12 protein-coding genes and 2 pseudogenes are annotated in these 13,688 nt (G+C 51.9%); 7 read left to right on the top strand and 7 right to left on the bottom strand.

The features are described 5' to 3' along the window. Positions 1-91 precede the first annotated feature (91 nt). Positions 92-865: a helix-turn-helix transcriptional regulator gene (locus SCARR_RS05440; protein ID WP_136060490.1), complete on the top strand. Its 774-nt coding sequence runs from the start codon at positions 92-94 to the stop codon at positions 863-865. A 314-nt stretch (positions 866-1,179) separates the two neighbouring features. Here the strand turns inward: SCARR_RS05440 and SCARR_RS05435 are convergent, their stop codons facing one another. The 4 genes from SCARR_RS05435 to SCARR_RS05420 form a co-directional block, all read right to left on the bottom strand. Continuing rightward, positions 1,180-2,640, bottom strand: coding sequence for a DUF1961 family protein (locus SCARR_RS05435; protein WP_136060489.1), 1,461 nt, complete (start codon positions 2,638-2,640; stop codon positions 1,180-1,182). Between the two features lie 71 nt (positions 2,641-2,711). Beyond that, positions 2,712-3,887, bottom strand: a complete 1,176-nt coding sequence (locus tag SCARR_RS05430; RefSeq protein ID WP_136060488.1) for an ISL3 family transposase — start codon at positions 3,885-3,887, stop codon at positions 2,712-2,714. 189 nt (positions 3,888-4,076) lie between these two features. Further along, entirely contained in the window at positions 4,077-5,873 is a 1,797-nt protein-coding gene (locus SCARR_RS05425) for a sodium:solute symporter family transporter (protein WP_136060487.1), read from the bottom strand. A 565-nt stretch (positions 5,874-6,438) separates the two neighbouring features. Continuing rightward, positions 6,439-7,164 carry a hypothetical protein gene (locus SCARR_RS05420; protein WP_136060486.1) on the bottom strand — a complete coding sequence of 242 codons (726 nt, stop codon included), beginning with the start codon at positions 7,162-7,164 and terminating at the stop codon, positions 6,439-6,441. A 24-nt stretch (positions 7,165-7,188) separates the two neighbouring features. Between SCARR_RS05420 and SCARR_RS05415 the strand changes: the two genes are divergently transcribed. Next, the gene (locus SCARR_RS05415; RefSeq protein WP_136060485.1) at positions 7,189-9,126 is read left to right on the top strand and encodes a recombinase family protein; all 1,938 of its coding nucleotides are present in this window, start codon (positions 7,189-7,191) and stop codon (positions 9,124-9,126) included. Here the strand turns inward: SCARR_RS05415 and SCARR_RS05410 are convergent. Beyond that, entirely contained in the window at positions 9,024-10,043 is a 1,020-nt protein-coding gene (locus tag SCARR_RS05410) for a transposase (protein WP_136060484.1), read from the bottom strand. The two genes, SCARR_RS05415 and SCARR_RS05410, sit on opposite strands and share 103 nt — an antisense overlap. A gap of 187 nt (positions 10,044-10,230) precedes the next feature. Between SCARR_RS05410 and SCARR_RS05405 the strand changes: the two genes are divergently transcribed. The 4 genes and pseudogenes from SCARR_RS05405 to SCARR_RS05390 all read left to right on the top strand — a co-directional run. Further along, positions 10,231-10,503: a DUF4160 domain-containing protein gene (locus SCARR_RS05405; protein WP_168433018.1), complete on the top strand. Its 273-nt coding sequence runs from the start codon at positions 10,231-10,233 to the stop codon at positions 10,501-10,503. Beyond that, entirely contained in the window at positions 10,500-10,730 is a 231-nt protein-coding gene (locus tag SCARR_RS05400; protein WP_136060483.1) for a DUF2442 domain-containing protein, read from the top strand. Before SCARR_RS05405 ends, SCARR_RS05400 begins: the two co-directional genes overlap by 4 nt. 307 nt (positions 10,731-11,037) lie before the next feature. Next, a complete protein-coding gene (locus SCARR_RS05395) occupies positions 11,038-11,523 on the top strand; it encodes a DUF4143 domain-containing protein (protein WP_136060482.1) in 486 nt (161 codons plus the stop codon). Positions 11,524-11,607: 84 nt separating this feature from the next. Beyond that, positions 11,608-11,721 (top strand): annotated as a pseudogene (locus SCARR_RS05390) (L-glyceraldehyde 3-phosphate reductase); the annotation flags it as partial. Positions 11,722-11,896: 175 nt separating this feature from the next. Here SCARR_RS05390 and SCARR_RS05385 read toward each other — a convergent pair. Both SCARR_RS05385 and SCARR_RS05380 read right to left on the bottom strand, forming a co-directional pair. Beyond that, a complete protein-coding gene (locus SCARR_RS05385) occupies positions 11,897-12,268 on the bottom strand; it encodes a HepT-like ribonuclease domain-containing protein (RefSeq protein ID WP_136060481.1) in 372 nt (123 codons plus the stop codon). Further along, positions 12,261-12,554 (bottom strand): nucleotidyltransferase family protein, encoded by a 294-nt coding sequence (locus tag SCARR_RS05380; RefSeq protein ID WP_222846188.1) that lies wholly within the window; start codon positions 12,552-12,554, stop codon positions 12,261-12,263. Before SCARR_RS05380 ends, SCARR_RS05385 begins: the two co-directional genes overlap by 8 nt. 272 nt (positions 12,555-12,826) lie before the next feature. Between SCARR_RS05380 and SCARR_RS05375 the strand changes: the two are divergent. Next, positions 12,827-13,495: pseudogene (locus SCARR_RS05375) on the top strand (ISL3 family transposase); the annotation flags it as partial. Positions 13,496-13,688 lie beyond the last annotated feature (193 nt).

Genomic DNA, 13,688 nt, shown 5'->3' with positions numbered 1-13,688 from the left:
TTCTATCCATTCAAAGTGACGAAGAGCCCCCACTTGGTCATGCGTAGTAAATGGATTTGCCAATCAATGGTTTGCATTATAAATTTACCAAATGAAATCATTGTTGTTTCTCCATGGGGCTCATGTTCCGCATTGTCATGCGACCGTGGACAAGGCATTGGACTACTACTCGCTGCAGTTGATGCTCGGCGGAGGAGTGGAGCTGTTTTACGATAATGACCGCTATGAGCTGAATTCCCCCTCAATCTGGCCAGGATTTCCTGGGCCACGCATGCGCTTTCACCCGCGAGCATCCAGCGATTCCTGGGATCACCGCTACATTGCCTTTACGGGGCCGCTTTCAATGCAATGGGCGGCAGAGGGCATTATTCCGCGCCTACCCGTAACCCTGGAACAAAAGGATGCCCAGTGGCTGGCGCATCGCTTCGACCAGTTGTTTGTGGAACTGGAGCGTCCGGGCCGCTGGGGACAGGCGTGGGCCGTGCACCATCTGGAAGCCATAATGCTTTATTTGGGCGAGCGAACAGTTACGGCAGGCAAACAAGATCCCCCGTGGCTAGAGTCGGTAATGGAGGAGCTTGGGGCGCTGAATAATAAGATAGATTATGCCGTGCTGGCGCTGAAATATCATATGTCGATGGCCACTTTGCGCCGCCACTTTCGCAGTGAAACCGGGGTTTCTCCGCATCAATACCGGCTCGAGTGTCGAATCGCGGAAGCTCGCCGGTTGCTGGTGGAAACGGAATTGCGGATCCAGGAAATTGCCGATAAATTGGGATATCAGGATGTTTATTATTTCTCCCGGCAGTTTTCAAGCTTCGTGGGCGTGTCCCCTATGTGTTATCGCAAGAGTCGTCAGATTTAGCCATTTGCGCGACTCTATGGGTACTGGTGGCATTCGTCTTTATTTTGAATCTCCTGAACCCAGGCTTTGAGGGTTTTTGCATCTTGCAGAAACTGTACGGGATCATCGTTTCGTACAGACTCAAGCAGTGCAAAATGATCACCTGGGGGAAGGGACACTCCCAGGTGTTTTTTTCAGCAGGCCGCCCCGTCGCATATCCAGCCCGGCATCGCGGGTGCGCCGTTCGGTAATGTTCACGTGGCGTTTCTCGCCAAAGGATTCCACTTAAGCCGATGGTCCTAAAATCGGGGTTAAGCGGAAGAGCCCTGATGTAATTACTTGCTTAATACCGGACTCGACTCCGGGAAGTTTGAAGTCATTACCTTTAGATTGCGGAACAGCATACTCGTGCGAATCATGCATCGTATGGCAATGTAACCCGCTTGCAGAATGCCTCCGGTCCCGGCTGTGGGACTATCGGTTGCTTCGATCACAATTTCCCCGTCGATGGCGCCTGTGATTTTTCCGCCTATCTGCAAGTATTCCAGTCGATGCCATTGATTCTTCTCAATGGGTTTCTGCGTACATCCGTAGGCGACTCCGCGCCAAAACGGATTTTTCAGCATGGCATGGGAGGCAACGTCGTTTCGTGTGTCATTCATTTCTCGGTAATACTCCCAGTGGTAGTCCCGAATGGCGTCGGAGTGTACCGAGTCCATGCTGCCGGTTGTTTTGGGTTCATAGTCATCCATGAATCGTTCGCGGTTCATTCCGCTAGCCTGGGTCACGAGGAGACTGAGTCCGCTTTCTTTCAAGGGGTTGAATTCATATGATACATAGAGGTCCCCTTCAAAAAACTGACGGGTCCAGAGATAGACCTGTTTTTCAAGCGTTGCCGATTGCTGGGGGAGGTTTGGGGTTTCAACCAGCAGGCCATCTTCGGTGATGCTCGGGGCGTCGGTGAATCCCTGGATGTAGAAGGAGTCGAGATCTTTCGGTTTGGTCAGGCTGAGATCTTCGCGTGTTACCCATGTTTCGTCGGGCTTCCAGTCCAGTGTTTTTCGCCCCTCTCCGGCATGCTCCAAACGCAATTCCTTTTGAAATTCTTCGTCGCAATCCGTCGCCTGATCCCGATAGAGTTTCTCGGTTTCGGCCGGCGAAAGAACATGGTCGTAGAATTCGATGCCCGAGTAGCACAGGGTTGGGTTTCCGGTATATAAAGATTCTCCGCAAGGATCTCTGTGGAATGCATCGTGGTATACATCTTCCCGGGCGGCAAGAACCCCGTTGATATAGAGGAAGGCCTGCTCTTGATCAAAATCCCATGCCAAAGTAAGCATGTGCCATTGATTTTTTTTGAAGATGAAGTCTCCGACGCCCACCAGTGCTTTCTGAGGGGATTCCACCAGATCCGGCCAGAAGTTTCCCTTGTAGAATTTGGCATAGAGTTGGACGCTCCATTGGAGTCGATAGTGTAGTGAAAAGTTGGCTTTTTCGTAGTCGGCGGGATTGGGGTTGTCGCTCAGAAAGGGATAGACATCGAAATCCGGATTATCAATCGACATGCATTCCCGGGAGTTATAATAGCTCAGGTCTTCCAGCGACAGGACCCACATGGAGAGTGTTCCACGTTTGTCGTTGAGGTTGTGCTTCGGCAACACGAGCCGGGAGTGAATGCTGGTAGGGTTTAGGCCTTGTCTTCCGCTCAGGGAGAGGGTGCGCCAAGGGCCATTCATGCCCAGGTTCTTCTCGGGTTGGCTCGGATCTTTCAGGTAGTTTATTATGGGTGTTTTCATTTTCTCCTTCGGTTGTTTTTGTTGGAAGTTAATGGCTCTCCACCAAAGACGGGGGCGAGGGCGGATTTTCTTTAACCACACATTACGATTACTCTCAACCGGTAATTCGTAAAATTCTTGAACCCATACGCCCGGCGCTGGATCACTTCCATCTTCGTATGGAACCCTTCCGTGATTCCATTGTTTTTCGTGAACCGCCACATGCAGGCGATTTCTGAACTCCAGTTGTCGAGGGTCTCAGCCAACGTCTCCATGGCCGGGAAGCCGGAGTAGCGTAGCTTCCATATCCAGTTGACCAGCCGCCTGATCAGCGGTTGGCATTGTTTCTTTGTGCGATGCTTGATGTTCAGCAATGCGCAGAGCGATTCCTTGGCCTCGTAGAGGATCCGGACGGCTGGATGGGCATCGAGGTAGCGGTTGAGCCGGAGCTTCTGGTCAGGACGAAGCTTCGAGGCATGCCGGCGCATCAGCGAGAGCAGGCCGCGGTTCGCACGGCCGTCGGGGTCAAGCTGCTTCCATGTCGCCAGAAAGTGGCGAAGCACGGTGCGCACTACATGGAAGCGGTCCGCCACGATGCGGGCATTGGGGAAGTATTTACGGACGATGGCGCGGTAGGAGCCCGACAGATCGATGCAGACCACCTTGACGCGCTCTCGGCCTTTAAGCCCTTTAAGAAAGGGCTCCAACGCCTTTTCCGACCGTCCTAAGGCGAGCTCGAACACCCGATGCTTCTTAAGGTCGCAGAAGGTGGTGACATAGCCGTTCTTCTTCGAAAAGAAGTGTTCGTCGATGCCCAGCACCTCCGGGCATTCCCGGCCGGAGAACATACGCTCCTTGAGCTCAAGGTGGTCGTGGAACCAGCGTTCAACCGTGGCCGTTCCAATCCTGCAGTTGCGGCGCAGCTGCTCCCTGGATATGCCGTCGCGGTGATCCAGATAGACCTGTCGGCGGAACTGTTCCGTGCTTCGGCGGTACGGCAGGATGCCGGGCATCCTGGGACGGAAGTAGCGACCGCAACGCCGGCAATGGTACTTGCGCACGGTCAGGTGCAGTCGGGTTGCGGAACGTCCCAGGCTGGCATGATGCAGCCGTCGGAGGATGCGGTCCTTCGTTCTGAGTTCAGTCCCCTCACAGCCGGGACAGGCCACCGGGCCGACATATTCGGCCTCAATGATCTTCGGGTTGCTGCCGGTCACGGAATGAATCTTGAACCCCGGACCAATGAGCTCTATCTTTCTTTCGGGCATGGCGATCTCCTTTGTTTATCCAACTGCTATGATAGCAGTCAGGGATCGCCCTCGCCCCCGTCTTTGATGGAGAGCCAAGTTAATATCTTAATTTGATAATGAGTATTTCGGCTGTGGAAAAAGGGGTTATCCCATTAGCAACGGCAATTTGGATGTCTTTTCTGAAAATCCCATAGACTACCCATAAATTCAGCTCCTGCTGTAAGTGCCGTGCACCAAACTATCCGCTTTACTTTTCTTGCGGTAGATGGAGAGCAGGATTCCGCCGATGCTGGTCACGACTCCGCCGCAATAGATGAAGACCATGCGCTCGCTAAAGCTATTGGGGATCAGGCATCCGACCATCAAAAGACATCCGAGGATCAAGTTTAACATTCCGACGATGTGATACTGAGTGGCATCATTGTTTTCGGAGTGCTCGGCCACATGGTCGATGGGCGTGCGCATATCCTTGAACAGGGCGTCGATCGATTCCTTGTGCTCGGGCGTTACACGTTTGTAGAAGAGCGACGTGAAGAAGAACCACGAGATGCTGCAAACGAGCGTTACAGCTGTAATGACCATGAAGGTGACGTCCCCGCTCTCGAGCGAATTCATCGGTTGGTCGCCGAATCCGAAAATATATTTTCCGGCGGCATCGGTCGAAATAAACGTCTTGGTGAAAAACGCGGCCGAGAAACCAACGATGACGGTACTCCATCCCGTCCAGACAGGGGTCTTCTTATAAACAAAACCAAACACGGCGGGCACCACCATTGGGGGAATGACCAGCGAGAAGACCAGGTTGGAAAACTCGAACAGCCCAATCGTGCGATTGTTCGCGAGTGTGGTTGCAAGCGTAATGAGCGCAACCGCCAGAATCACGGTAAAGACTCGTCCCATCAGCAGCTGTTCCTTTTCATCGGCTTCGGGCCGGATAAATTCCTTATAGAAATTTTTCACGCAGAAACCGGCGTTGCGATTCAGGGCGGTATCCATGCTCGAAATTGACGCGGCAAACATGGCGCAGACGATCAGGCCCACCATCCCGGTCGGCAGGACGTGCGCCGCAATCGCCATATAGGCGCCCTCGGTCGGGTTCTCCATATTGGGAAAGATCTCCGATAAATCCGGGTAGATGAAGGAGCAGATCATGACCGGAACAAACGCAATGATGGGAACGAGTAAATAGCCCAGGGTGAGCATGGCCGCCGACTTTTTGGCCTCCCGCCCGTCTTTGACTGAAAGAAACTTGGCCCCTTCCTGTGAAAGGTCGGAAGCCTGCATAATGCGCATGATCATGCTCAACAATAAGAACGCGATCCAGATGCTGGGCGATTCGACCACCGAGAAGTTGGTGAATCCTTCAGGGATCTGTTCCATGAAACCATCCACGCCGCCCACGGCCGGCAGGGTGACGGCGCGGATCAACACCGTGGTTGCCCCGACAATAATAATGGTCATCTGCACAAAGTCGCTGGCAATGACCGACCAGGCCCCGGCCCCGAGCGAAACGCACGTGACCACGATGCCGAGGATCAGAATACACCAGTTGAGCGGAACACCGACGGCGGCGCTCATGAAAATGGAAACCGTCATTAGCCACATCGCACCAATCATCATGTTGGCGGGAATCTGCACCCAGATCCAGAACTGCTCCGTAAAGCGGCCGTAACGGCGTTTGATGCCATCGGCTACGGTAATGATTCGCATCTGGCGGTAGCGCTGGGCCAGATAGAAGAAGATGATCAGATAAGCAGGCACCCACAACCAATAGAGATAGATCATGAAAAAGCCCATGTCGTAGACCCGCGTGGCCGCCGCCGTGAAGGTCCACGCCGAAAGCCCCGAAGCCAGCCCGGACATCCCTGTCATCCACCACATCATATTTCCGCCGCCACGGAAAAAGTCGGACGAGTTTTTCGCTACCTTGCGGCACACCATCCCGATCGACATGGTAAAGAGAAGATACAATCCTATCACTAAATAATCCCAATTTCCTAACATGACATTCGCCTGCCTTTTCTCTTACGTTATGTTAAATTCGCTTTGCTGTTCGCCAACAGCATCCAAACGTCCTGCGACGCTCCGTGGTTTCATATTCGAAACCCGCTGAGCCCGTTCATCTGTGGAGAGAGTCGCCTCCTCACTGAACAGCAATCGATGCATAGAGTTTACAGTCTGCCCCGTCATAAAAACCAATTAGCCCGTAATCCCATCCTGATAACATCAAAGACCGCTCTATTTTTCAAATCACACGAATAATGACAGTAACTCTATCTCATATACCAACCGTGAATAGGCTGTATGATGCGAGAGTTCAGGGGTCCGATTTGCGTCAGTTATTTAACATTCTCGACCAAGCAGGGATATGATATGTGCAGGCATTGGGGGTTTCTGGATCAATCGGGGGGCGTGTGAAGGTTTTCTTCGCGAAATCGAAATCAAACTTAGGCGGTGAAAGGCGGTCTTCCGCGCAGAGCTCGGTTGGCGGAGGAGGCCAGCATGCTGGAGCAGGGTGGCGCTTCCTTGACCACGCCATCTTCCCCCAATCTCTTTTTCATGGTGGAAACTAGTCCTTCCCGGTGTAGTCCTGAATTTCTTCAAGGCCGGCGATGGTCTGATAATCTCCTTTACACAAACTCGTCAACTTACCGAAATTCTCCGAAGACCGTCCACTGGGCTGTCCGTTGGACTTCACGAACTGAATCACATTAAATGAAAAATCAACTTTACCCTTTTTTTTCTTCAGACCGCTTTGGAGCTGGATACTGGAAGGTTCATGTTTTCCCCGAGTCAAAAGGAATGCTTCCACAAAATCCTTCGGTTCAAAATAGTGCCATTCCGGACCCGGCATACCTGGGGTATTCGGGAAATAGGTGTGAACTAATGACCAACGACCGGTAAGCACTTTGGGCGGTTGCCCTGCCGCAATACGTTTTTTATTTTCTTCAGCATACAGTTTTTTTGCTTTAACCAGATTTTCAGCCCATTTCCGTCCAGCGGATGTGTTTTTAATCCAATCCTCGGAATCCATTGTCTTCGACAGAGCAACACGCTGATAACGCCAGTCGTTAGTCAATAGAAAGATCGTGTCCGCCTGCTGCTGCATGGCAATCATGGTTGACCGGAACCATTTTTCACCTTGTTTGTAGTGGTTGCCGTAAATATTTCCGCCCTTCTTAATCGGTTCGGCAAATTTACCAATGCGCATATCTTCACTATGATTAGCTCCTCCGGCACCCAAGGTTTTAATCCCATAAGCATTCGATTTTGACCAATCATCCGAGGTGTTCAACGGCTCTAACCAGGCTTTTATCTTTTGCTTATTGATCTGCGTTCCGGTAACCAAGTTAGGAAAGGCAGTCTGTACTCCTCCCGCGAATACACACACATTAAAAAGTGCAGTTGGCCGGACGACCGCGTCGTCGTCATCGATACCGATCTCGGTAAGTCCGGCGCGTCCACCGACCGCGAAGGGTTTCAGCGTCTGGTAGGTGATGTGGGGATGGGCAAGGCGGGAATTGTACTGGGGCTTGAGGTGTCGCGTCTGGCGCGTAACTCCAGCGATTGGCACCGCCTGCTGGAAATCTGCGCGCTCACCGATACGCTGATCCTTGACGAAGACGGCCTGTACAACCCCGCCGATTTCAACGACCGCCTGCTGTTGGGCATGAAGGGCACGATGAGCGAGGCGGAGCTGCATGTGCTGCGTGCGCGTTTGCAGGGAGGGCTTATGAACAAAGCGCGACGCGGAGAGCTGCGCATGCCCCTGCCTGTCGGTTTTTGTTGCGACGCGCGCGACCAGGTCGTCCTGCATCCGGATCGGCAGGTACAGGAGGTGATTGGCGTGTTCTTCAAAACCTATCGGCGCACCGGATCAGCCATGGGGGTGGTGAAATGGTTTCGCGAACAAAAGATTCTGTTTCCCCGAGCCCTTAAAAACGGGCCGAACCGCGGCCAGATCGATTGGACGCCCCTTTCGCATTCACGGGCGGTGCATACCCTGCGCAATCCGCGTTATGCTGGAGTCTATGTGTTTGGCCGTACCAAAACACGAAAGCAGATAAACGGCCCTGCGCAAACCAAACCCAAGCCGATGGAGGAATGGGATGTGGTCATCCCCGATGCCCATGCCGGTTATATCACTTGGCAGGAATACAACGACAACCTTAAAACCCTGCAGGCCTGCGCCAAGGCCCACGGCAGCGACCGGCGCGACCATCCGCCGGGAGAAGGTCCTGCGCTTCTGCAGGGAATGGTCGGTTGCGGAGTATGTGGAAAACGGATGACTGTCAAGTACCACTCAGGGCACGGGAAAACCGTCCCGGACTACCTTTGCCAGAGCAAATCCACCCAATACGGAGCCGATAAATGCCAGGCCATGAACGGGGGCGGGATCGACCGCGCCGTCGGCGAACTCCTGCTCGAACTTGTCGAGCCTATGACGCTCGATCTCTCCATGCACGTACAGCATGAAGTGCAGGCCAGGCTTGAGGAGGCCGACTCCATTCGCCGCCAAGGTGTCGATCGAGCCCGTTACCAGGCCGACCTGGCCCGCGAACGCTTCATGAATGTCGATCCGCGCAACCGCCTGGTTGCCGACCAGCTCGAAGCGGACTGGAACGAGAAGCTCCGTGAGGCAACCCGCATGCAACAGGATTACGAAGAGCAACGGGAAAAGGACCGTCTGAACCTGGATGAGGCAGCCCGTCGGAAGATACGCGCGCTTGCCAAGGACTTCCCACGCATATGGAACGATCCATCAACCTCCGACAAGCAGCGCAAGCGCATGGCCCGCCTGCTCATCGAAGACGTAACACTTACGCGTTTTCCCGAATATGCCCGTGTTCAGATACGGTTCAGGGGAGGGCAGACCCGGTCATTGGACGTCCCGCACCCGCCGACCGCATGGCAGATGCGCAAGACCCCGCCAGAGATGATCACTGAAATCGACCGCCTACTGGATCATTACACCGAGTCCGAAATCGTTCAAATCTTCGTCCAGCGCGGCCGGAAATCCGCTGCGGGATGCGAGTTTAACCGCAGAATCATATTCAAGATATGCAACACCCACGGACTTGCCAACCGCAAAGACCGGCTCCTCGCCAAGGGGTGGAAAACCGCCAAAGAGCTTGCAATAGAGCACCGGGTCGCTCAAACAACAATTAGAAAATGTTCAGACCAATTTGAGAGACGCGCGTGCGGAGGAGAGAGGTATTTATACAAACTAAAGGAAGACCACCATCCAGAAAAATGAAAGGTTGAAGCAATGCGAAACAATGCCGCCAAACAAAACCGTAGATTCCAATGTTCCAATGAGGTGCAGTATGAAGCATAATCGTTCGCTTGGGGGGTGCGTGGCGGAGTTTTCACGATCTCCGTACCCGAACATTCCCAGAAGGCATCGAAGCTCGCAGCGAACTTTCCGTCCCGATCCCTGATCAAATGCTTCGCTTCCACCCCGATCTCACCCATCCATATGGATGCGTTCCGAGCTTGTTGAAGTACCCATTTTTCATCGGGATGGAACGTGGCTGGACTCATAAAAACGCGACGACTTCCAAGGTGAATAAACACCAGCACGTATGCGTCGAATTTCCCTTTCAGCGTATAAACCGGCTTGGTGAAAAAATCAATCGCGACCAAAGTTTCAATGTGAGAAGAAATGAACTTCGACCAAGTACTGTCGGGATTCTTGTACGCCTTATCCGGCACCGGATTTATGCCGTTGCGCTTCATGATATCCCTAATCGTTGTTCGTCCGATTTTAATACCCAGCTTTTTAAGCTCCCCGTGAATTCTTTTGTATCCCCATCCAAGGTTTTCTTTAGCGAATCGAAGGATCAATTGGATGATTCCCTCATTCGTTTCCGGGCGGCCACCTTTTCGCTTAGGTTTCTTGCCCGCCTTCTTCCGCAGCCAACTGCGATAGGTACCCGGCTTAACCACCAGTATGACATCGGAGATTTGATGGTCGATCAGCCCACCCAGCCGCATCAACTCTGTACGTTCTTCGGACGTTGTGATTATTCGCGGATCATCAATTCGATCACGAAGCATTTTTACCTGATGTTTCAGTATCTGAATTCGCGCATCATATCTCGGCATGAAAAATCGCGATATGAGAATGAAAACCACCTGCAGAAACCAAGAATTCTCTTTCAAATTATCCAAATCGTAAATCCCCTAAAACCTCTATCAGTCAATTATTTGCGGGAGGTGATACCTTTCCGCACCCCTATGAAATCAACAAAGTGCAAAAGTATACTGACAAGGAATGAATCGAGCCATCGAAAAGCTGGATTTGTCGGTGGGTTTGTGGGATTCTCCGGATCGTTGATTTATTTGAGAGGTTAGGATTATGCCGACAATTTCCATATTTTACGGGATTCTGATTAAGATGTTTTTCTATGACACGGAAAAACATCATATGCCGCATATTCATGCAGAGTACCAAGGTGATATGGCCGTGTATTCCATCGAGAACGGAGACGTGCTGGCCGGAAAACTTCCGCCTAAAAAGAACAAACTGGTTGTCGCGTGGATCGAAATTCATGAAGAAGATCTTATGGCCGATTGGGAACTTGCTGTTAATGGCCAAAATCCTTTACCAATCCGGGGGTTGGATCAATGATTATTCAGGAAGTAAAACCTCTGGAGGCTGGAGTGCTCCAAGTCGTAGCTGAAGATGGCCGTTCGGGAACAGTCGATGTCAGCCCGTATCTTGATTCTCCTGCGTTTGCTCCTTTGAAGAACTGGGATGCCTTTGTTCAGATTAGGAATGGGAAGTATTACGTTGAATGGACCTGTGGGGCAGATCTGTCTGCCGACACACTTGAGGCCAAAATGAAATGGTCGTGAATGGTTCGAAATGCTGTTCGGGAAACTGGGGTTTCGGAAGGGCCTAAGTTCGCATTGTTATCCAGTCAGGAGTACCGGCATGGATGGTCTTTCAAAAAGCGAAAACTGGGTCGATCTGACCCGGTTTTGCGCTTTTTTATTGCAACGTGTTGCCATCACGAAGCTTAACTGTTCGGAGAACAGGTTCGCATTGCCATCCACATCGTAGCGACCCGGATGGAGAGTCGTTTTTAGAAGGTTCGCATTGCTGTCCAACCGGGCCGACCAATCTTTCTAACGGCGAACTCTACTCGGGTTAGCCTTTTTCATTTCTACGCGTGTTTTCGCCAGTAAATGCGGTATTTTCGGATTCTCCAATGTCGGTATTGTCAATTACCTATGCGGCGGAAGGTGGAACGACATATCCGAGGCGACTGCGCAGGTTTTGGTCAATGAAGGTCCGTTGGCGGAACAGTTTGTGGGCCAGCATCTGGCCTATTTGGATCGCGGGAAGCCGCAGCTCAGTTACTGGTTGAGGGAAGGGCGAGCCAACAATGCCGAGGTTGACTATGTTATCTCGAGGGGAACGCAGATTCTTCCTATAGAAGTGAAGGCTGGGGCCAGCGGATCGCTGAAGTCGCTTCAGCAGTTTGTGTTGGAGAAAGGGAGTGCTCAGGCCATCCGCTTTGACTTGAATCCTCCATCGAAAATGATGGTTGATGTCAAAGCGCGATCTGGAGACTCGGTAGAGGATGTCAGGTTCGAACTGTTGTCACTTCCTCTTTATGCCGTGGAAGCATTGCCATTGCTGTAGCATGCTACGTGAAGAACTGAATATCGCACCACACAGCAATCGGGGTGTGGAGGTTGCAGTTCGTTATCCAGCCAGGTCGACCACGGTTGGGATATGTGGGAGGGCCCCTATGGCGACTTCGGCAGCCGGAAATATCTGATCGCCTCCCTCGATCAGTCGCTGCAGCGCATGGGGCTGGACTATGTCGACATCTATTACCTGGTCCCTACGAAAACTAATCCGTAGCGAAAATGCCTGCAAACATTGAATGAAACCGGAGGATTGGGCTAGAAAGATATCCGTTAGGAGCGGGTAAACAGCTAATAAAGGGTGGTTTCTCTGTGGGACGTGAAATGTGGAAGGCAGGATGCTTGCCGAGAGCGGTACGTGTGTCTCATTGCAGGTCGAGGATCATCTGTTTAATGGTCGCGTGCAGTGGCGGAAGATGAGTTTCGCAGATATCGAAAATTTCTTCTGCATCCAGATCAAAGTAGTGGTGAGAAATGATGTCTCTTACTCCTTTGACACCTTTCCAGTCGATATCCGGATAGTCGGCAAGTAATCGGTTGTCGGTGTGCTTATCGATGTTTTTAACGCTTTCCCCGATTGCGATCAGCTTCATGCAGATGCTGTCCAGCTTTTCCAATCCCTCGGGGGTACTCAAAAAGTCATCGATGGAGTGAATGACAGAAAAGCGGGTGCGAACGACTTCAATCGCATCATCGATTTGGGACAGGATTTCAATAACCAGTTCCTGATCAAACATACACCGCATCCTGTTCAATTCGTTTTTTCAGGAAGGGGTTCATGGTTGGTCTTTTTCTGACGATATCTATCTCGGTATTCAACAGGTTTTTCAGCTCGTCCTTTAAATGGACCATTTGAAATGCATCTACATTCAGCGTTTCAACCACCACATCCACATCGCTGTTTTCTGATGCCTGATTTCGGGCTAAGGAACCAAATACACCGAGCGAGACAATTCCGTATTTGGAACCGTTGGTCTCTTTAAATCCCTGAAGTCGGATCAGTGCCTGTTTCTTACTAATCATGCGGTTCAAATTAGGTCAAAATACGTTATTTGCCAACAGAAATGCTGTTTCAAATGAAAGGAAATGATTCTTTGACCGGAAAACCGAATAAGGTGGTCCACCTGTACGGAAAGTCGTCCGGGGCGAATAGGTCTGAAAATAAAGGACGAAGTGAGTGAATTCGGTGGAAAAGATATCCGGATAGCGTGAGCAAAGTGATAGAAATGAACGATGGAGCCCCGAATAACAGTCGAAGATTTGAAATCAGGGTATAATGGAGCACCACCTTCTGCGACCTTAAGAAGCATCGGGTGTTCGAGCTCGCCTTAGGACGGTCGGAAAAGGCGTTGGAGCCCTTTCTTAAAGGGCTTAAAGGCCGAGAGCGCGTCAAGGTGGTCTGCATCGATCTGTCGGGCTCCTACCGCGCCATCGTCCGTAAATACTTCCCCAATGCCCGCATCGTGGCGGACCGCTTCCATGTAGTGCGCACCGTGCTTCGCCACTTTCTGGCGACATGGAAGCAGCTTGACCCCGACGGCCGTGCGAACCGCGGCCTGCTCTCGCTGATGCGGCGGCATGCCTCGAAGCTTCGTCCTGATCAGAAGCTCCGGCTCGACCGCTACCTCGATGCCCACCCAGCCGTCCGGATCCTCTACGAGGCCAAAGAATCGCTCTGTGCGCTGTTGAATATAAAGCATCGAACCAAGAAGCAATGCCAGCCGCTGATCCAGCGCTTAATGGACTGGATATGGAAATTGCGCTACTCCGGCCTTCCGGCCATGGAGACGTTGGCTGAGACCCTCGACAACTGGAGTTCAGAGATCGCCTGCATGTGGCGGTTCACGAAAAACAACGGCATCACAGAAGGGTTCCATACGAAGATGGAAGTGATCCAGCGTCGTGCGTATGGATTTAAGAATTTTACGAATTACCGGTTGAGAGTAATCGTAATGTGTGGTTAAAGAAAATCCGCCCTCGCCCCCGTCTTTGGTGGAGAGCCCAGAATTTCGGCTAGGGGGGAGAGCCGAGAGCCAGAATCTCGGGCGCTTACCACCATTCGCGTGTTTGCCGGAAATCAAATGCCTGCCTTTCACGATCCGGTAGCTCTTCAGGCTTAGATCCTGACGAGCTACCGATCTGGTCGCTCTCAAAATG

Origin of the sequence: Pontiella sulfatireligans (assembly GCF_900890705.1) — a bacterium.
Classification (GTDB): Bacteria; Verrucomicrobiota; Kiritimatiellia; order Kiritimatiellales; family Pontiellaceae; genus Pontiella; species Pontiella sulfatireligans.
This window is presented reverse-complemented; position numbering and strand designations above follow the sequence as displayed.

Coding starts and splice junctions, on each gene's coding strand:
- SCARR_RS05440 (WP_136060490.1), top strand. CDS start 92: ATGAAATCATTGTTGTTTCTCCATGGGGCTCATGTTCCGCATTGTCAT.
- SCARR_RS05435 (WP_136060489.1), bottom strand. CDS start 2,640: ATGAAAACACCCATAATAAACTACCTGAAAGATCCGAGCCAACCCGAG.
- SCARR_RS05430 (WP_136060488.1), bottom strand. CDS start 3,887: ATGCCCGAAAGAAAGATAGAGCTCATTGGTCCGGGGTTCAAGATTCAT.
- SCARR_RS05425 (WP_136060487.1), bottom strand. CDS start 5,873: ATGTTAGGAAATTGGGATTATTTAGTGATAGGATTGTATCTTCTCTTT.
- SCARR_RS05405 (WP_168433018.1), top strand. CDS start 10,231: ATGCCGACAATTTCCATATTTTACGGGATTCTGATTAAGATGTTTTTC.
- SCARR_RS05400 (WP_136060483.1), top strand. CDS start 10,500: ATGATTATTCAGGAAGTAAAACCTCTGGAGGCTGGAGTGCTCCAAGTC.
- SCARR_RS05385 (WP_136060481.1), bottom strand. CDS start 12,268: ATGTTTGATCAGGAACTGGTTATTGAAATCCTGTCCCAAATCGATGAT.
- SCARR_RS05380 (WP_222846188.1), bottom strand. CDS start 12,554: ATGATTAGTAAGAAACAGGCACTGATCCGACTTCAGGGATTTAAAGAG.